Genomic DNA, 20,437 nt, shown 5'->3' with positions numbered 1-20,437 from the left:
TCTAAGTTATGAATAAGATTTTCTCCATCCTGTCGGCATTCATTTTCATATGTGCATCAGCAATGGCGCAAACAGGTGGTAAGCATTTTAATGGAATCACCCTGCAACCAACAATTGCCTATGTCAATTACCAGGGCCAGTCCCGCAGAATGGCCCGGCTGCTATTTCATGAGGGTAAAAACTTCGCAGCCACAGAGGCCACCGTTTCCTTCAATGGCATAACCGATCATGTTATAATACCGGCCAGTAAAGAGGGCACTGATGTATTTGAGCTTCCGCTTCCCGGCCCGCCAATAACCTCGGCGGCGCAGGTTACTGTTACCTTAAATGCCGGCGGGCAAACCTATATGGCCCGCTGCATTGTTGAACCGGCCCGCAACAACTGGACCATGTATATCCTCCCTCACTCACATGTAGATATTGGTTACACCAACACACAGGCAAAGGTGTTGAAACTGCACATGGATAATATTGATGAAGCTATTGATCTGGCTAAAAAAACGGCCAACTACCCAGTGGAAGCCCGCTATAAATGGACAACAGAAGCCATTTGGGCAGTTGATAATTACCTGAAAGCGGCAGATGAAGCTAAAAAAGAGCGCTTTTGGGACGCGGTGAAAAAAGGATGGATCAATTTGGATGGCGCTTACGGTAATATCAATACCAGTATGACAGACTCCTACCAGTTGATGCAAATGTTCGCCAAATCACAAAAACTGGCTAAGACTCATGGGGTTGAGATCCATAGCATGTTCCAGGGCGATGTGCCGGGCGCCAGTTGGGGCCTTGCTGCGCAAAGCGAACAAACCGGGATCAAATATTTTTTATCAGGCCCAAACGCATCCGACAGGATAGGCAACCTTGCCAAATGGCAGGATAAACCATTTTATTGGATTTCGCCATCGGGTAAACAAAAACTACTGTTCTGGCAATGCCAGCCTTACTCGATAGGCTATGCGCTAAAAGGAACCAGGATCCCTAATTTTTTTACTATAGACGATCCTAAACCTTTTTATACTGGTCACCCATCGGATAATTTTCTAAACCCGCACCTTTTCCAATATCTCGGCGGCCTTGAACAAAATAACTTTCCGTATAACATGTCGTTGTTAACCTGGGCTATGAGCGATAATGCTCCTATCGATCCTGAACTTCCCGATGCTGTTAAAAGCTGGAACGAGCATTTTGCCTCGCCAAAACTGGTGATCACCTCGGTAAAACAATTTTTCCAGGACTTTGAGAAACAATATCAAGACAAAATCCCGTCGTTCACCGGCGACTATACTGAGTACTGGACGGACGGCGTGTCGTCAGCAGCGAAAGAAACAGCCATCAGCCGCCAAACATCTGACAAGCTAAAACAGGCATCGGCCCTTTGGGCCATCCGTAATAAACCAGGCTACCCTGTTGATGATTTTGACGACACCTGGAAAAACCTGCTGCTTTACAATGAACACACCTGGGGCGCATATAATAGTGTTAGCGACCCCGAAGATGCAAAAGTTAAAAGCGAGTGGACTATTAAAAAAGGCTATGCACTAAGCGCCCAAAAACAAACCGATTCGCTCAGCAATTTGATATTGGCTGTAAAAACCGCAGCAGCAAATAAGGTAGACGTTTACAACACCCTGTCGTGGCTGCGCACCGATGTTGTTTATGTACCGGCCGGTTTAAGCAAAGCAGGCGACCTGGTTAAGGATGCAACAGGCAATGCAATCCCATCGCAACGCTTAAGCTCGGGCGAGCTGGCTTTTGTTGCCACAGGGGTACCGGCGTTTGGTAAAAAAACTTACACTATTAACCATGGTAAAGCTTTTGTAAACGGCAAAGCTATAATTTCGTTAAACGGATTGGCTAACGGCTTCTACACCGTCACAATTGACAGCAAAACCGGCGATATAAGTAAACTGGTAAAAACCGGGGGTGGTAAACAACAGGTATTGGTGGATAGCACCGGTTTTAACAAATACATTTATATGCCCGGCGATTCACTGCAGCGCCAGCAAACAAGTACCGACGCCATCATCAGCATTAAAGAAAATGGGCCATTGGTGGTGAGCCTTTTGGCTACCTCAAAAGCGCCTGGAGCCTATGGCTTAACCCGCGAAATCAGGCTGGTTAACGGGCTTGATAAAATTGAGCTGATCAATACCATTGACAAGGAAAGTATTCGTACTAAAGAGAGCGTTCACTTCGCGTTTCCATTTAGTGTTCCAGGCGCACAGGTACGTTATAGTATTCCGTGGGGAAGTGCTGCTGCCGAAGCCGACCAGCTCCCTAACGCCAATAAAAATTGGTTTACCATGCAGCGTTGGGTTGATGTTTCAAACGCGGCGTTCGGTATTACCTGGTCAAGTCCGGATGCGCCTTTGTTTGAGATAGGCAAGATCACAACTGCCGATTTGCTTGGTGGTTTGCATCATGCGCCGCAGTGGTTAACATTCACGGCGCAGTCGCCAAAGATTTATTCGTGGGTAATGAACAACTTATGGCACACCAATTTCCGGGCTGAGCAGGAAAAAGGGCTGGCCACGTTCCGTTATATTTTCCGTTCCCACACCTTAGGATACGATAGTTTTGATGCCAACCGGTTTGGCCTTAGCAATCATCAGCCATTAATAGTTTCCGCTTCGGATAATCAGGATGACGAACCGTTTTTTAATATCGGTGGTAAGCAGATCTACATAGAATCCTTAAAACCTGCCGATGATGGCAATGGCGTTATTGCGCAGATAGTGAGTACCGGCGATAGTGAAGTGAACATCACTCCGAAAGCAAAAGCGAAGATAAAGATCTGGAAAAGCAATCTGACCGAAGAAAAGGTGGCCGCGCTTGATAACAATTTTAAGATTCCGGTAAAAGGAATAATCACTGTACGCATCGAAAAATAAAATCGCCATGAAACAAAAACTATCACCGGACACCAAACCCTCCGTCTTGTTTTTAACTGCTGTAACCCTTATAGCTACCTTAGGCGGCCTGCTTTTTGGTTTTGATATGGCAGTTATTTCGGGTGTGCTCCCGTTTGTAAAAAGCCAATTCGCGTTATCGGCCGTTACCGAAGGCTGGTTCGTATCGTCGGCACTTATCGGGTGTATTATCGGTGTAGCTTTTTCGGGGGACTTGAGCGACCGGGTAGGGCGTAAAAAAATGCTGATGTTATCGGCGGTGCTTTTCTTGCTTTCTGCCGTGGGTTCGGCCTTGTCATCGGGCTTTACCTTGCTTATCTTAGCCCGAATGCTGGGCGGTATGGGTGTTGGCGTGGCGTCAATTGTGGCACCACTATACATATCAGAAATTGCCCCGGCACGGATACGCGGCCGTCTGGTAACTTTTTATCAACTGGCCATCACCGCTGGCATTCTTGTAGCTTACCTTACCAATGCCGGTTTGCTTAATTTTTCATTACACCATAAGAGCAATAGCTTAGGTACAATTATCGATCTGGTGACGATTAAAGAAGTTTGGCGCAGTATGCTTGGCCTGGGCGCCATCCCTGCCCTGCTGTTTTTTGTTGGCCTGTGCTTTGTACCCGAAAGCCCACGCTGGCTTATTCAAAACGGGAAAGCCGACGATGGCATTGTCATCCTCTCAAAAGTAACCGACTATGCAACGGCTCTAAAAGACGTGACACTGATAAAGAACAACCCAAGTCGCAACATAGGCACCTACCGCGAGATATTTGCACCAGCTATGCGTAAACCATTGCTAATTGGGTTGCTGCTGCCGCTGTTCTCTCAGTTCAGTGGTATTAATGCAGTTATTTATTACGGCCCGAGAATATTGAGCGATGCAGGCATCAATATAAGCAACGCCCTGCTTAGCCAGATCATATTTGGCATTGCTAACTTCGCTTTTACGCTAATAGCCATTTGGAAAGTTGATAAAATGGGGCGCAGACCGCTATATATAGCCGGCGCTTTAGGCGCCACGATTTGCCTTCTTTTTACCGGGGCTTGCTTTTATACAGGTGCTACAACCGGCCTTGCATTAGTTGTTAGCATCATCCTATTTTTAGCTTGTTTCGCGTTCTCGATAGGCCCGTTGAAATTCGTTATCGCATCCGAAATTTATCCAACAAGAATCCGAGGCCGAGCTTTAGGCTTAAGCATCATGACCATGTGGGTGGCGGATACAATTGTAGGGCAGCTAACCCCTATGTTTTTAAATTCAATCGGGCCGGCGGTCACCTTCTGGTTCTTTGCGGCGTGTTGTTTTTTTTCTTTAGTGATTGTGTATAAAATGGTTCCCGAAACCAAAGGAAAATCATTGGAAGAGGTTCAGGAAATCTGGGCTGGGCACTAATCTGAATTTGCATTCTGAAAGATCACCTCAAACTGCTGCTTATCATCCGTCTGAGGTTTATTCCCGGCAACAGGCTGGCAACTTTCTGAGTATCGCGGGCCGCTCCAAATCCTATTATTTAGGGCATTTACCATGTAACAGTGAACCACTCCTGTTATGGCAACAGGTTGGAACAGATTTAAACCCTCAATTATTTTAAAAGCCTTACTTCATAAACAGGTCCGGCCATTGCACCCTTATCCGCCTGGAATTTTATCCGGAGACTTTGGTCTGCGTTGTATTTCAAATCTGCCGGCAGATCATATTCCACGGTATAGAAAGTGTCACGTTTACCATCTTTTAAGTCGACTCTGACCAATTCCTGTTCATTGATAAGGACGGAGAACTTATGGTTCCTTTCAATTCCAAAATACGTGATACTAATTTTCTTTGCGGCTTTATTTTTATCGGTGAGCTTATAGCTGAATGAACCCGTTGCAGCCCTGAAGTGCCTGTTGAAATTAACGTCGGCAAACGAATTCTCTTTTTCCATGAAATGATCTGATTCGGGCTGTTGTTCGCCCGGAGTTACCATATCGATAGTATTAGCAGCCAATTTTGCTTCCTTCGCGTCCTCCTCCGCTAACTTAGCCTGCAATTCGTCAAAGCCCCTGGCCGATTCTTTTCGCCAGTACACTACATAACGGGCATCCTGGATCTTATAAAACGGCACCAACTTCAGGTTTCGGTATTTAACCGGGTATATTAGCCGCCTGGCAGTAAAGGACATCGGTTTATTTTTATCACCAATTATCATCAGGGCATCATTAGCAGAATCGCTTACAAAAGCCGGCATATCTGTAAGCTTATACAGGTTGCCCGCAGCAACATGGCCCATCCTGCTGTCATCGGCCTCATGGCCTTTTTGAGCAATTGTATCAATCACTGAAGCAAGTACGATCGGCCCATGCAGCACGGCTTCATAATTAGAGCCGTCAGGAAGTTTCTCCGTCGTCGTGTGCATCGGTAATCGGACGGTGATTATATCTCCTTTCCTCCATTTTCTTTTTAGCTGCACATATGATGACGGCTGTGCTGTAACTTGAACAAGCTGGCCATTGATGTTAATTGAAAGTGCACCGGTTTTTACCCATGAAGGATACCTGATATTTATCCCGTATACACTATTGCCAGTCTTCAAAATCTTCAGCGTTGTTGTTTCCTTGTCAGGGAACATGGTTTCCTGCTTAAGTTGCAAGCCCTTTTGCTTCCATATAAGCTGAGACGGAATAAACAGATTAACATATAGCTCGTTATCTGAATGGCTGTAGATCATTTCACCATACTTTGAATGATTTTCCATCCCGGAGCCAACGCAGCACCACATGCTTGTTTGTGGCTGCGAGTAAACCCTGTAATGCCCGGGCCGCATTGGAGTAAAGTAAACAAAACCTCCCTTGCCGGGCCGCTGGGTTGTAAGGATATGGTTATACAACGCCCGTTCGTAATAATCGATATAGGCAATATCCGGATCTGACATATACAGATCTTCGGTAAGCTTAAGCATGTTATAGGTATTGCATGTTTCGGGGCCTTCCACGCTGGAGATCATAGTAGAGAAATCTGCAGCAGGGTTAAAATGTTCCCTTACGCTATTGCCACCCGTTGCAACCGATCGATGGTGCACCACGGTTTGCCAAAAGAATGTCGCGGCATGATTGTAAGCGGTATCACCGCTGTAATCAGCAATCCGCTTAAAACCTATCACTTTTGGGATCTGCGTATTTGCATGTAAATTATCCAGTTTATCCTGGCCTTTTTCAAGCGGCTGAAGGAGAGCCTGGTGAGAGAAACTGTAGGCCGCGTCAAGGTATTTCTTTTCGCCGGTGATGCCGTATACATCTGCCAGTACCTCATTGACACCTCCATGTTCATTTCCAAGGAGTTGCTGCATTTGTTGCTGACTAAGTGCAGTACTGATATTGTAAAACCAGTCTGCCAGCTTGATCAGCATGACTTTTGCTGTTTGGTTATTTTCATACAGCCATGCATCGCGCAGCCCGGCAAATACTTTATGAATATTATAGAAAGGCACCCATTTCTTATTGAAATCTGTAAAATCACCCTTCATCACCTGGGGCCAAAGTTCGCGGCTTCCAGGCACGCCTCCCAAATATCCGTCACCGTTTTTGTCCTGGCACAATTTAAGCTCATTGACCATGTAGTCAAGGCGCTGGCGAATACGGTTATCACCGGTAGAAGCATACATCATAGCCAGGGCAGAAAGATAGTGGCCACCGATATGCCCATCCAGGCCCGAGTTTTCCCAGTTTGTATAACTTTTAGCTTTTTGTGGCAACCCCGCCTCCCTTCTAAAAGGTGCAAGCAGGCGGTCGGGCTGCAGGGCAAGCATATAGTTGAGGTCTGTCTGCTCCTGTTCTTTAAAAATCCCCGGTAATAGCCTGACATCATGTAGAGGGAAGCTTTTGACAACCTGCTTTTGTTGCGCCCACAGCAAAAATGGGCTAAGAATTAATAAAAAAGCGATGCGTCTCATAATTGGGTTTTCATCGGCAAGATACATCATTAAGTGTTAAAACAACAATAAAAAAACAACATCATAAAAAAGCCCACCATTCTAAGAAGCTGTTTAAAAACGAATGGAAAGTTTTTGCAGGGATGCATCGCATGCATTTCCGGTCGGACTGGCCGATTTAAAGACTAAAAAGCAATCGACGAGAAACAAAAAGCCTTCAAATCGCTAAATCTGAAGGCTTTTTGTTTTTTGCCTTTTTACCTATCAATAGCCTAAAAAGGCCGTAATGGTTTTAACAGTTACATTATATTTTCACAAAGCCCCATTGCTGATTACGGCTTCCGGAATAAGTCCATTGCTCAACTGCGACGCCGTTATTAAGCGAAGCTCCGTTAACGTCCAATGCCTTTCCACTATTGGCATTGATGATTTTATAATATCCGTTGTCTGTTAGCTGAATGGACCATTTTTGATTTGCGCCGCCACTGTAATCCCATAACGCTACCTGTCCGCCGTTACCAGTGTTCCAGCCATAAACTTCCAGGCACTTTCCGGTAGCATGCATAGGTGTTAATCTATAGTAGCCACCTCCTGCATCTTCTACTTTAAATTGTTGGTTTGCACCTGATAAATAGTCCCATTGGTCGGCCTGGGTTTGATTTGCAGTGCCCCAGCCCGCAAATTCCAGGGCTTTAAAACTGTTTCTGCTGTAAATCTGGTAAACCTGCCCAACCTGAATCGATGAAGACGTATTGTTTTGCCCGCCCTGTATTACTGCGGCTAAACCTTGTTGATCGGCCGCTCCGTTAGTTTGCCTACTCATAAGCCTGAATGCATTATTACCTGTCGCGCCGTCATCAAAATAAAACGGACGCAAGCCATATTGTAATGCTTTATGGGTAACATAATTAAGATAATACGCCCTGCCTGCAAGATGCAATGTTAACGCATCTCCCGTCAGTGTTGTGGACCGGCGGATAGCTCCATATTCACCCAATATCACCGGAATGCCCTTGTCAATGAACTTAGACTTCATCAAAGGAAACTCTGCAACTGCATCCGACTCCTCACCATAGGTGGGATTCCTTGAAGCATCCGTTGTAGAATGGTAGCCATTGCCCCAATAATAGAACATGCTTCCCCAGCTTGCATCTGATGACAAACCGGCAAAATTAAAGGGAGTATAATAATGTACTTCAACCATCAGTCGATTGGATGCCGGATCTGTAGGCAAGGTATTCATTAAACTGTTGGTATTATCTATGTTAGTACCCGGCCCCTGGATAAGGAGCACCCTGTAACTGTTATGCCCCCCAGTTGACCGCACCGCATTGACAAACGTTTGGTGATAAGAAAGCAGTACCCCCATTCCCGTAGCATCAGATACTGCAGGTTCATTTGCGCTGGCAAAGATTACATGTTCGTCAAAGCCTCGCATTTGAGTAGCTATTTGTTCCCAAAAGGCTTTTTGTTTGGCATTAACTGCGGCCTGTGCGGCGGTGGTACAATTGTTCTCCAGCCACCCGCCATCCCAGTGTATGTTGAGTATTACGTACAAACCGTCGTTAACGCAGTATTGAACTACTTGTTGTACCCTGTTAAGCCAGCTTTGCTGAATTTGCCCGGTACTTTGGTCAGAATACTGATCCCATGCGCAAGGGATACGTACTGCAGTGAACCCGGCTTTTTTTACCTCATCAATAAGGGCCTGGGTTACCACAGGGTTACCCCAATATGTCTCGCCGCCTATTGCTTCAAGTGAATTACCGATGTTCCAGCCCAATTGAAACTTTGCTGCAAGCTGTGCGGCTGTGCTGGTTACTCCTGCTTGATCTGGCGCAAGAGGTGACGTATTGTAATTTGGATAACTGGTTATAGCCAATGTTTTAACTGGTTTGGAAACAGGCGGTTTAACAGCCGGGCTGGCAATTTGTTGCTTTTGGCACCGGGTAAACAATAAAATCGCGGCTACGCCGAAAAAATAGTTAAGTGTTCTCATATTTAAATATTAATTGGTTTATAGCAAAAAAAGAACAGTTAAACAGAGCCCATAAACAAACGTCGTTTTAGCGATTGTACTTCTGTTTCAAATCAGTGCAGGTTGTTTTTTGGTTAAAGCCACTCTTGCGCTATTGGTTTGGGAGCCAAATATATAGGCCGGCAAGGCCACAAAAGTGAATAAATAGGGTACTGAATGTTTAATTTAAAAGAAAATATGGTACAGGTGACTATAATCTTGAATACTATATGTACAACTCAAGATAAAATATAACGAAAATTATTATCAACTGAAATTAAGGCCTTACTGAAGTAATTTAAATAAAACCAATTCGTTTTACTCCTTTAAGTTGTAAATAATAGTAATTTAGTAATATTATTAATACCTCAACCTACTTTAAATGATTAGCAAAATAGAAAAAACAGCCGCGACCATGTCCGTGGGTTCGCCGCTACAAAATTTCGGGTTTTATACATCTCTTACTTTATTAATGGCAATGGTGATTTTTCAAATCAGGTATTCAACAAAAAAAAAGAAACCCTGAATATTATTTAAAGTACTCATAAGGATATTTATAAAATATCCGACCAGTAATAAATGTTGCTCAGCAGTTAGCCCAAGCAATTGCCAAATTCGATGCGGACAGGCTACGTTGTGAATTTTAACCGGTATATAAAACGAATAAATATACGTGCCGGCTTAATTGAGTTTCAAAAATAAAAATAACTGTTTAAGAGGCTTAGCTTTGCAAATTAAATAACAAACCATACCGGGAATACATCAGCAGGTGATACTTTTAAATGAGTATCACCCGCTGATGTATTAAAATGAGCTAACTGAAGGCTTACTAAAGCTTAACGATATTGATGAAAGCAACATCATTTTCCCTGACAGGAAGTTTCTTTAACACCTTACCTGATGCATTTACTGTAATATCCTCATGCCAGATGGCTGCACCATTATTTTCTTTTTTTAGCTTGTCAACTTGTGCTTTTGTCAATTGATCAGGTTTATTGAAAGACAGGTACGTTGTGTACGGATCATTTACTTTATATCCCGTCTTATAAATTTCCATTCGGTATTTACCGCTGGGCATACCGGATATTACCAATTCAACCTCTCCTTTTGATTTAGCGGGCAGATCGCGGACATAGTAAGCCTGGTTATTGACAGAATCAGGCAAAGTATAAGTGTAGTCCCAAAGCAACACCTGAACATCGCCGTTTTTATTTTTACAAGCCCAGGAGGAACTATCCTGATCTGCTATTTCCGTTTCGCCTAATTTGTTTAAAAAAGAATAGGCAAAAAACGCCGGCTTTTTTATCCCTTGAGTATTGAGTAAACCGAAACCTCCGTGGAATGGCGTAAACCGTGGTCCGGCCTCTTCAAAGATGTCAGTAAACGTCCAGTAAGACATGGAATTTGCTGCCGATCCGGTTTGTTTCAATTTTTCAAGTATATACGCAGCTTCGTGATAGCTATCGTGTATGGGATCTGACGGAGTATAAGATGAGCTCCATTCAGTATAATGTAATTCGAGGCCTGGAATTGTAGAATTTTCTATTTGCTTGCGTGAATTCCGAACATCACCGCTAACGCTTTCCTGGTTTTTGTCAAGTACGGTACCGGTTGAACCATACTCATCCAAAAAGCCTTGTTTTACACCATAAGCATGGGTACTTATAAAATCAATAGGAACTGAATTTTTGCTGCAAAAATCTATCATTTCAGGTACCCATGCCGCACCGGCAGTGGCCGGCCCTCCTACTTTATAGGCTGGATTTACACTTTTTATCGCCTTAGCGCTATATTGATACAATTTAAAATACTCTTCTTGCGAGCCAGTCCAAAAACCATCTTTGAGGTTCGGCTCATTCCAAACTTCAAAATACCATTTTTTAACTTCATCAATTCCGTACCGCTCGGTAAAATGCTGGGTAAGGTTACGGATCAAACCTTCCCATTTATTATAGTCTTTCGGGGGTGTTACATTTCCTCTCCACCAAAAAATTGTTTTATTACCACTTGCCAGCGCTCCCGGCATAAATCCCAGTTCAACAAACGGTTTCATGCCTATACTTAAAATATAATCATATAGGGCGTCAACGTATTGGTAATTATATTCTGGCTTACCATTCCTGTCTTCCCTGTAAACAGCCATATCATCTGTAAGCAGGCCATGCATCCTGATATATTTAAAACCACATTCTTTTTTTACAATAGCCAATTGTTGCTGCCAGTCGGCCCGCAAGCCTTCATTTGCGCGCCCTGCTCCTACACATAAATTAAAAGAGGTATTAAAACGTCCTTTTTCTTTTTTAAAATCGATGTTGATAACCCTTTTTGCTTGATTTGCTTTTTCCGGGCTGTTGCCCTGAGCAAAAACGTTACTAAAAAACAGGCTTCCTAAAATAATGGGTAAGATTTTCATATTTATTTTTATATCTCTGTTTACAAGACTTGTCTGATAATTATTACATGGGATACAATATTAGTACGCAGCGATAAACGAAGCCAAACAATATTTTATCAGAGGCGGCAAATTTATGTTGCACCACGCTCCTTATTGTTGGTAAATAGGGATACAAATGTTAATTTTCAAATGATGGAGTCTGCAATAACCCGCGCTGGCCTCCCCAACAGGTTTTAAAGTTGGTATTATTTTCGCATTTGTTAGCACTTTTCGGCGATTTTACCTTCAAATTTCAATGTCAATATCGTTCTTAAACGCCTCTCTTTTACTTTTTTTGAGAATATTGCTGGCTCTGCAACTGCGTTTTGCCACCATTTATTGATAAAAATAACTTTAATTTCCTTATAATCAATTAGTTAATTTCAATTAACATTTGTACCCCCATTTGTAAACAATCGATTGCGATTGGTCATCTAATTTCATCCTCCATAAAGCGGCATATCTTCTATACCGATGCCGTAGTCTGATGCCTGAACAAAGGGACAGATGAGATAACCAATTTTATGAATAACCTAATTTAAACTAAGCATTATGCCAAAACGCGTACTTATTAATGCCTGTGCCTTTCACGAGGCAGCCCATTAAAAAAATCAATTCAGGATTTATTGTAAATATCCCGTCCGCATTACATCGGTATGCTTTCGTGTAAACATACCGATGCTGTCCCCGACTCCGGTTCCACAGCATCAAATGTGAATATGACAGGATAAATCAATGTCCGAAACCAATCAAATAAACAAACCAAATAACCAAACAATTATGAACCCCAATTAACATGGAAAAAGATTTACGAAAAAGATTAAGACATGTAGTACTGCTGTTTACAACTTTGTTGTTGCTAAACCTTACAGGTTACGCGCAAAGTGTTAAAATTACAGGTAAAATTACCAGTGCAGACAATAATCAGCCGCTGCCCGGTGTAACTATTAAAGTAAAGGATTCGCCAACGGGCACACTATCTGGTGCAGATGGCAGCTACAGTATCAATGCAAAAAACGGGGATGTGCTGATTTTTAGCTTTATAAGCTACAATTCCCAGCAAATATACGTAAGCTCATCTACCGTTATAAACGTAGCCCTCAAACCCGCAACCAGCGACCTGAACGAAGTTGTTGTAATTGGTTATGGCACCAGGAAAAGACATGACCTTACCGGGGCTATATCGTCAGTAACAGCGGCAGACCTGTTAAAAGCGCAACCTACCACATTTGACCAGGCTTTACAAGGAAGAGTAGCCGGTGTGGTTGTGCAGCAGGTGTCAGGCCAGCCCGGTGGTGACGTTAACGTGCAGATCCGCGGTTTGGGTGGTTTTACAGGTGCTCCTCCGCTATATGTAATCGATGGTGTGCAGATCCCACCGAATGGACAGTCGGCAATTGCAGGCAATGGCACCAACCCCTTATCCAGCATCAACCCTTCAGATATAGCTTCGATAGATGTGTTAAAAGATGCTTCAGCTACCGCTATTTATGGTTCGCAGGCATCTAACGGTGTAATTATTATTACCACTAAAAGAGGCGCCACAGGCCCACCGCTAATTAGTTATGACGGATACCAGGGCTGGCAAAAATTACCCAAGTATTATGATGTGATGGATTTAAGGCAGTACGCCACTTTCATGAATGAAAAATCGGCAATTATCGGTTATGATATGCGGCCGCAATTTGCTAATCCTCAATACCTGGGTGTTGGTACCAACTGGCAAAAAGCCCTGTTCCGCACTGCTCCTATGCAAAACCATAATTTAGCCATCAGCGGTGGTGATAACAGGACAAAATATTATATATCAGGCACCTATTTTTCCCAAACAGGGATAGCGTTAGGCTCAGATTTTAAAAGGACTTCGGTAAAAGCAAATATCGATAATAAAACCACCGATTGGTTGAAGGTTGGCATCAACTTGAATATGGCGCATGTGGCCGAGAATGTTACCACTTCCAATACAGGTGTGATTTTGCAAGCGCTTAATCAAACGCCCGATGTAGCTGTAAAAAACCCTGATGGTACATGGGGAGGTAATGATCCCAATATTTATGGTGCGGTGGGCACTAACCCATTTGCAATAGCAACTATTGTGAAAGATTTTAAAAGCCGCTACCAGCTATTCAGTAATGCTTATGCAGAAATCCAATTCACCAGAGATTTAACCTTGCGTAATGAGGTAGCAGGAAATTTCGACTTTGCAACGGAGGATTACTTTAATCCAAGTTATGTTATGGGTGCGTACACCAAAAGTAATAACAACGGTACTGCTTCAAGCGCGCAAAATTTCTATAACTCAATTTCGAATTATTTAACCTACCAGCACACATTTGCAAAAAAATACTGGGTAAACGTAGTGGCTGGCCATGAAGCCCAGTTGCTTAAAAATAGCGGCATATCGGCTACCCGAACCAATTTTGCAAGTAATAACGTACAAACAATCAGCAGCGGCGACGCCACAACTGCAACCAATACTGGTGTTAAGGGCCAGGGATCTTTGGAAGCCTACTTTGGCAGGGCTAACTTTACCTACGACGACCGTTATTTGTTAACCGCAACCGTCCGTCATGATGGTTCATCGAAATTTGCCGAAGCTAACCGGTGGAACACCACATATTCCGGTGCCCTTGCATGGAAAATTAACCACGAAAATTTTCTTAAAAGTGTAAAAGCGATCAATGATCTTAAGCTCAGGCTCGGCTACGGATTGGTAAACAATCAAAATATTGCTGAATATGCTTATGGTTCAACTTTAAGTACGATATCTACGGGCTTGTCAGGTAACTCGCAAATAGCTACAACAACCGGAAACCCAAACATCAAATGGGAAACTACAAAATCATATAACATTGGCCTGGATGCAAGCGTGTTAAATGGAAGAATCAGTTTATCCGGTGACGTTTATTACCGCAAAACCAATAACCTGTTGCTTAGCCTTACCCTGCCGTACTACTCGGGAACATTTGCCGCCGGCGGATATTCACCGGGTGCAGTGCAGGCTCCATATGTAAACGTTGGCGCGGTGAGCAATAAGGGGTTTGAGTTTTCACTTTCTACGCAAAACATCCGGTCAAAAGATTTTAACTGGACCACAAATATTAACTTTTCCCGAAATATCAACAAAGTGCTTGCTTTGGTTGACGGCACCCCTGCCATTTACGGTTCTGTTTCCAAAACTGTTGTTGGCCGTTCAATCGGCGAATTTTACGGGTATCAGGTACTGGGCATTTATAAAAATGCCGCAGATTTTGCAAAATACCCCGCTTTGCCCCAAAATGGCAGCGGCCCCATACCTATAACGCCCGGTTCTGGCGGTGTTTGGGTAGGTGATGTTATTTTTAAAGACATTAACGGCGATGGTAAAATTGACGCCAACGATCAAACCTTTTTGGGCTCTCCTATGCCTAAATTTCAATTTGGCATCAATAACAGTTTCAACTATAAAAATTTCGACCTGAATATTTTTATGGCCGGCAATTATGGCAATAAAGTTTATAACCAGTTAAAGGTAAACGGCGATAACCCTAATCAAAACTTTGGTTATTTCCCGTCTGTGTTCAACTATGCAAAAATCGGGTTGATTAATCCAACCGGTTCTACTTCGGATATCAACAATGTATTCATTACAAACCCTTCAACCAATATTGTAAGGATTAGCCAAAGCAGCGGTAATGATAACCAGCGTTTTTCCGACAAATACGTCGAAAACGGTTCGTTCTTAAAGTGCAAAAGCATCGCTTTAGGATATAGCTTTTCAAATAACCTTTTAAACAAAATCAAATTACGGTCACTAAGGGTATATGTCAACGTAACTAATGTGTTCACCATTACTAAATATACCGGCTACGATCCTGAGATTGGCTCATGGAACCCATTAGCAGCCGGTATTGATAATGGATATTACGCCCAGCCGCGTGTTTACACATTTGGCCTTAATCTATCCTTAAACAATTAAAATCAAGATTCATGAAACGCATCAAAATAAATATAATCTTGCTGGTTATCGGCATAATTATCATAAGCAGCTGCAAAAAAGATTACCTCAACCGGCCCCCTTTAACCGGTATCACTACTGATAATTTTTATAAAAGCGGTTCGGATTTGAGATTAGCTACAGCTACTCTGTATGCACAGCCCTGGGCTACCTGGAATAACTTTCCATTGCTCGGTATGGGCGACATCATGAGCGGTAATATGTTACAGCCTTATAACGCCGATCTTGTTCAGCTTACTACCTTTTCCATCACGCCGCAAAACGGAACGCTAACATCGGCATGGCAAAGCTTTTATAATGTTGTGGCGCATTGCAACATCAATCTTAAAGCCATTAATACCAAAATGCCCGATAGCGTAGCCGTAAAAAGTAAAACAGGCGCGCTTGGTGAAATAAGGTTTATTCGTGCTACTTCCTATTTTTATCTTGCCCAGTTGTGGGGCCCTGTACCTATTGTTGAAGATAACGATAAATTGATAGCTAACCCGCTGGTACCTCGCCATAAGCTTGAGGATGTATATAAGTTTATTATCAATGATTTAAGATATGCCGTTGCTAATTTACCGCGAACTGATCAGCCTGGCCGTGTTACTACATGGTCGGCACAGGGTATGCTGGCAAAAGTTTATTTAACCCGGGCCGGTTTAAATCAAAAAGGCTCACGCAACCAGTCTGATCTGGACAGCGCAGCATACTATGCCGGTAATGTTTGCAAAACCAGCGGTTTATCTCTTTTACCAAGCTACTACAATCTTTTCAGGACACAGTATAATGACAATTCTGAATCATTATTTGCCTATCAATGGGCGCCTGGCGTACCTTACGGGCAAGGTAATTCAATACAAGCCCAATTTGCACCAAGCGGTAGCCTTGTTACCGGCGGCGGCGGCTGGGGCGGCGCAATTGGCCCAACGATAGATCTTGCAAACCAGTATACAGCGCAGGACTCGGTACGCCGCAAAGCTACATTCATGCTTACCGGTGATAAATACCCTGAGCTTAACGCGGCAGGCGGAGGCTACACAGCAACTGGTGTAAATGTTAAAAAACACATAGTTGGTACCGCAGCCGATAATAATTCGCCTACGATGGACCTTTGGTCATCTATCGAGCATAATACAGTATTACGCCTTGCTGATGTATACTTAATTTATGCCGAAGCTTTATTAGGCAACAACGCAACAACCACTAACGCGGACGCATTGCTATACTTCAACCAGGTGCGCAGCAGGGCCGGCGTTGATGTTGTTACCCAACTTACTCCTGATGTCATTATGAAGGAAAGGCGGATTGAGCTCGCTTTTGAAGGCCAGTACTGGTTCGACCTTGTGCGCCTTTCTTATTACGACCCTAATAAGGCAATTTCGATAATTAGTAAGCAGATAACCCTTACTAATGACCCTGATCCTAATAACAGGTATATACCGCGTTCGCAATTTAGTTATGATCCGGCCACTGGAGTAAAAAAAGCAGCTAATAATAGCCTGATCATAACGCCGCCGACCATTAACACATTTATGCTGCCTATACCGGCAAATGAGCAAACGGCAGACCCTAAGTTGTTAGAGGCTCCTGTACCCTATTATTAATTGCATTCAGAATCATTTAGATAATTCTTAAAATCATGAAAAAATTAAATCATATTAAAAGCTGTTTGCTACTTGTATGGCTTGCCGCAGCCGCATTCATGCAACCCGGCTGTAAAAAAGATGCAACATCATCATCAAAAGGGACCCCTGTGATTACCTCTATCCGTAATTATGTGGCCCATCCCGGGGATTCGCTACTGAGCAGTGTGGGTACCGGTCAATGGGTAGTTATTTCGGGAAAAAATTTAAAAGGTGCACTTGCTATCAATTTTGATGGCGTAAAAGGCTCTTTTAATGACGCCTGGTTTTCAGATACCAGCGCTATCGCCCTGATTCCGGCTGTTATCGCGTTCCCGACGGTACCTTCGGATAAGCTGAATACCATACAATACATCACCAATCATGGTCAAACTACGTTTTCGTTCCCTATTGTGGCACCCGCCCCTACTATTACAGGCGTTTCTAACGAAGACGCTAACCCGGGCGATTCGGTTAAAATAAACGGGCTTAGCTTTTTCTTTGTTAAAAGCGTCATTTACGGCGGAATTAATATTACCAGTTTTAAATCGTCGAATGATGGTACAAGCATCAGCCTTGCAGTGCCTGCAGGCATTACGCAAACAGGTGGTATTGTAAGCGTTGAAACAAAATCAGGTAAAGCTGCTACTGTTTATTCGATACACAATTTAGTAAACGGGGTATTGAATAATTACGATAACATTAATAATTTCTCGTGGGGTTCGGGCACTTCCAACAGCTCAGCAACTTACCCTGGAAACACCGGTTATTATGGGATTCTGAAAGCGTCAAATGTTCCTGCCGGCGATGGATCCTGGTGGAATGACGGCAGGTCAATCAATACAAACTCGGCGCAGTGGATACCCCAGGCCAACATGAAAGATACCTTAAGCCATTATGTTTTAAAATTCGAGATATCGGTTACCAAGCCATGGACAAACGGCTCTATCCAGATAGTAAAAGATTACTCATGGACTTATTCAGCTCTTTATCATCCATGGAAAACCTCTACAGGAGCAACAGTTCCGTTTACTACCAAGGGCTGGCAAACAGTTACTATTCCATTATCAAATTTTGTTGACAGTAAAGGCTTTCCGGCACCAACGCTTTCAGATCTGCTTGGTTCAGCAGGAGCCGGGGCCATCAACGTTACATTTACTAATGATGGTTCAAGTACTGTTCAAAATTTCGAGGCAGCTATTGATAATATCAGAGTAGTAAGAGTTAAATAAGCGAGAGAGTTAGTTGATTATAAATGAATGCGCGGGGTCTTAACAAGCCCCGGCATTTTTTTAGCTGATGCCTGGATATTAAAACTCTGAAAGCCGAGATACGGAGAAAATTCCGGTAAAGATTTTAATATAACTGTTCATAACCTGACAACAGTTTAAATTAAAAAGTAAAGTTAGTTGAATAGGTGAATGCCCGGGGTTGCAGCAGGGCCCCGGCATTTTTTAACAACGTAAGCTAACAATGCTATGTATAGCATGAAATTTTAAAAACGGTTCTGTGTACATCAAATGACAGGACCAATTGTTCCAATACTTACCTAACCCAAATCAATAATCGCATGCAAAAACAAACAAAGAATTTATTACCAATCATTTAAAAAATGAAAAAAACATTTTCCTTAAAATCGGTATTTTTAATAACAGTTGTATTAATATCGTTTTTTTCGTGTAAAAAAACGAATAGTGCACCGCCGGAGCTTACCGTAAACCAAACAGCAATAACTTTTACGCCCGAAGGCGGTACGCAGGATTTTTCGATTTCGTGTAATGCAACATGGAATATAGTTAATCCTGGCTCTACCTGGCTGCAGTTAAGCACCACATCAGGCAATAGCGGCAGTATCGTCATTCATATCAAAACGTTATCAGAAAACGGTACAGGATCAACACGTTCCAGTACCTTGACCATAAACTCTTCAAACGGACAGGCGAGAACCTTAAAAGTTTCTCAAACATCTAACCTTTTCCCCAATTACAATACTTCGCCAATGGCTCCTGATGCAACCGGAATGAGCAGTAACGCTGTTCAGCTTGCCGCGAAAATAAAATTGGGTTGGAATATCGGCAATACACTGGAAGCTTCTGGCGGCGAAACAGGCTGGGGCAATCCGCTAATCACTGAAGATTATGTAAAATTTGTAAAACAGCAAGGCTTTAATGCTATACGCCTTCCCTGCGCCTGGAACATGGGCCATTTAAGTAACCCGGCAACTGCGCAAATAGATCCAAACTGGATAAAAAGGGTAAAAGAAGTAGTAGGGTATTGCGTAAACAACGACATCTACGTTTTGCTTAACATCCATTGGGATGGTGGCTGGCTTGAAAATAACATTACCAAAGCCAAACAAGATTCAGTTAATGCCAAACAAAAGGCATTATGGGAACAAATTGCAACAGCTATGCGCGATTTTGATGAACACCTGATGTTTGCCAGTGCCAATGAGCCCGCTGCAGATGATGCCGCGGCAACGGCGATACTTTCTACCTATCATCAAACCTTCATTAACGCAGTTAGATCAACCGGTGGTAAAAACGCCTATCGTGTATTGGTGCTTCAGGGCCCATCTACTAATATGGAGAAAACGAGTGATTTCATGACCACTCTTCCGCAAGATCAGGTGACAAACAAGCTGATGGTAGAAGTACATTACTACTCTCCATTTCAGTTCTGCTGCCTGTTAGACAATGATGCAAGCTGGGGTAAAATGTTCTATTATTGGGGCTCAGGGCACCACTCAGCTATCGAACCAGAACGAAATGCCACCTGGGGCGAAGAAGCCGATGTTGACGCCTCATTCAACCTAATGAAGACGAAATTCGTTGATAAGGGAATTCCTGTTCTTTTAGGTGAATATGGTGCCTACAGGCGCGACAACACAGCGCATGTTCCTTTAGATTTACCAACGCACGAAAGTTCGGTGGACTATTGGAATACCTATGTTACAAAACAAGCGAAAATCCGTGGCATGCTGCCATTTTATTGGGATACAGGCGGCGCTCTGGACAGAAGAAATTATACTGTAAAAGATCAGCGTACGATAACCGCTATTAAGCAAGGCGCAAATTAAAAAAAACGCCCGGGGCTTCCACTGGCCCCGGGTATTTTTTTTGCCCACCTAATCAATAATAAACTCAACTGAGCTCATTATTGATTATTCATTTTGTTGCGTCATTAACCGTTTTACTATCTACAAACTGTTCAAATAACGTTATACTGCCGTTTTCCAATTGCCATAGGTGCGCCACACGCGCTTTAAAAAATTTGTTTGTTTCTTTATAGGTACCGCTATATGTACCAAAGGCAACTACTTTATCGCCATCAGCAACATAACCCTCCGGCGTAAACTTATAATCAATCCACTCGGTAGCCAGCCGATAAAACACATTTTGCTTAATCTCGTCAAAACCCACGTAAGTGCCGGCGAGTGGAAAACCCGCCGCCTCTGTCCAAACGGCTGCCGGTGCAAGAAATTTCTGAAGGTTTTTACCGTTCTCTTCCGAAGATTTCCCTTCGTAAGTACTCTTTACAATTTCAAGGTTTGTCATTGCTG

General features: G+C 43.1%; 10 protein-coding genes. 6 read left to right on the top strand and 4 right to left on the bottom strand.

The window, feature by feature from the left end; translation table 11 throughout:
• Positions 1 to 8 precede the first annotated feature (8 nt).
• Positions 9 to 2,891, top strand: a complete 2,883-nt coding sequence (locus ACP26M_RS02540) for a glycoside hydrolase family 38 C-terminal domain-containing protein (protein ID WP_426585868.1) — start codon at positions 9 to 11, stop codon at positions 2,889 to 2,891.
• Between the two features lie 7 nt (positions 2,892 to 2,898).
• On the top strand, positions 2,899 to 4,305 hold the full coding sequence (locus ACP26M_RS02535; RefSeq protein ID WP_426585866.1) for a sugar porter family MFS transporter: 1,407 nt from the start codon (positions 2,899 to 2,901) through the stop codon (positions 4,303 to 4,305).
• Positions 4,306 to 4,495: 190 nt separating this feature from the next.
• Here the strand turns inward: ACP26M_RS02535 and ACP26M_RS02530 are convergent, their stop codons facing one another.
• From ACP26M_RS02530 to ACP26M_RS02520, 3 genes are all read right to left on the bottom strand, one after another.
• Entirely contained in the window at positions 4,496 to 6,871 is a 2,376-nt protein-coding gene (locus tag ACP26M_RS02530) for a beta-L-arabinofuranosidase domain-containing protein (RefSeq protein ID WP_426585864.1), read from the bottom strand.
• 253 nt (positions 6,872 to 7,124) lie between these two features.
• Positions 7,125 to 8,819: a cellulase family glycosylhydrolase gene (locus ACP26M_RS02525; RefSeq protein ID WP_426585862.1), complete on the bottom strand. Its 1,695-nt coding sequence runs from the start codon at positions 8,817 to 8,819 to the stop codon at positions 7,125 to 7,127.
• A gap of 847 nt (positions 8,820 to 9,666) precedes the next feature.
• A complete protein-coding gene (locus tag ACP26M_RS02520) occupies positions 9,667 to 11,250 on the bottom strand; it encodes a GH39 family glycosyl hydrolase (RefSeq protein ID WP_426585860.1) in 1,584 nt (527 codons plus the stop codon).
• Between the two features lie 817 nt (positions 11,251 to 12,067).
• Here ACP26M_RS02520 and ACP26M_RS02515 point away from each other — a divergent pair.
• The 4 genes from ACP26M_RS02515 to ACP26M_RS02500 all read left to right on the top strand — a co-directional run bounded on the left by ACP26M_RS02515 (position 12,068) and on the right by ACP26M_RS02500 (position 19,954).
• Positions 12,068 to 15,229, top strand: a complete 3,162-nt coding sequence (locus tag ACP26M_RS02515) for a SusC/RagA family TonB-linked outer membrane protein (RefSeq protein WP_426585858.1) — start codon at positions 12,068 to 12,070, stop codon at positions 15,227 to 15,229.
• An 11-nt stretch (positions 15,230 to 15,240) separates the two neighbouring features.
• On the top strand, positions 15,241 to 16,857 hold the full coding sequence (locus ACP26M_RS02510; protein WP_426585856.1) for a RagB/SusD family nutrient uptake outer membrane protein: 1,617 nt from the start codon (positions 15,241 to 15,243) through the stop codon (positions 16,855 to 16,857).
• 35 nt (positions 16,858 to 16,892) lie between these two features.
• Positions 16,893 to 18,107 carry a glycan-binding surface protein gene (locus tag ACP26M_RS02505; protein WP_426585854.1) on the top strand — a complete coding sequence of 405 codons (1,215 nt, stop codon included), beginning with the start codon at positions 16,893 to 16,895 and terminating at the stop codon, positions 18,105 to 18,107.
• Between the two features lie 380 nt (positions 18,108 to 18,487).
• Positions 18,488 to 19,954, top strand: coding sequence for a cellulase family glycosylhydrolase (locus tag ACP26M_RS02500; protein WP_426585852.1), 1,467 nt, complete (start codon positions 18,488 to 18,490; stop codon positions 19,952 to 19,954).
• A gap of 88 nt (positions 19,955 to 20,042) precedes the next feature.
• Here the strand turns inward: ACP26M_RS02500 and ACP26M_RS02495 are convergent, their stop codons facing one another.
• On the bottom strand, positions 20,043 to 20,432 hold the full coding sequence (locus ACP26M_RS02495; RefSeq protein WP_426585850.1) for a nuclear transport factor 2 family protein: 390 nt from the start codon (positions 20,430 to 20,432) through the stop codon (positions 20,043 to 20,045).
• Positions 20,433 to 20,437 lie beyond the last annotated feature (5 nt).

Origin of the sequence: Mucilaginibacter sp. R-33, assembly GCF_049949235.1 — a bacterium.
Classification (GTDB): Bacteria; Bacteroidota; Bacteroidia; order Sphingobacteriales; family Sphingobacteriaceae; genus Mucilaginibacter.
The sequence above is the reverse complement of the archived record's forward strand: the minus strand, read 5'-3'. Positions and strand labels throughout refer to the sequence as shown.

Excerpts from the sequence above, each read along its gene's own strand:
- ACP26M_RS02525 (WP_426585862.1), bottom strand. The coding sequence starts at position 8,819 with ATGAGAACACTTAACTATTTTTTCGGCGTAGCCGCGATTTTATTGTTT.
- ACP26M_RS02510 (WP_426585856.1), top strand. The coding sequence starts at position 15,241 with ATGAAACGCATCAAAATAAATATAATCTTGCTGGTTATCGGCATAATT.
- ACP26M_RS02495 (WP_426585850.1), bottom strand. The coding sequence starts at position 20,432 with ATGACAAACCTTGAAATTGTAAAGAGTACTTACGAAGGGAAATCTTCG.
- ACP26M_RS02535 (WP_426585866.1), top strand. The coding sequence starts at position 2,899 with ATGAAACAAAAACTATCACCGGACACCAAACCCTCCGTCTTGTTTTTA.
- ACP26M_RS02505 (WP_426585854.1), top strand. The coding sequence starts at position 16,893 with ATGAAAAAATTAAATCATATTAAAAGCTGTTTGCTACTTGTATGGCTT.
- ACP26M_RS02520 (WP_426585860.1), bottom strand. The coding sequence starts at position 11,250 with ATGAAAATCTTACCCATTATTTTAGGAAGCCTGTTTTTTAGTAACGTT.
- ACP26M_RS02515 (WP_426585858.1), top strand. The coding sequence starts at position 12,068 with ATGGAAAAAGATTTACGAAAAAGATTAAGACATGTAGTACTGCTGTTT.
- ACP26M_RS02530 (WP_426585864.1), bottom strand. The coding sequence starts at position 6,871 with ATGATGTATCTTGCCGATGAAAACCCAATTATGAGACGCATCGCTTTT.
- ACP26M_RS02540 (WP_426585868.1), top strand. The coding sequence starts at position 9 with ATGAATAAGATTTTCTCCATCCTGTCGGCATTCATTTTCATATGTGCA.
- ACP26M_RS02500 (WP_426585852.1), top strand. The coding sequence starts at position 18,488 with ATGAAAAAAACATTTTCCTTAAAATCGGTATTTTTAATAACAGTTGTA.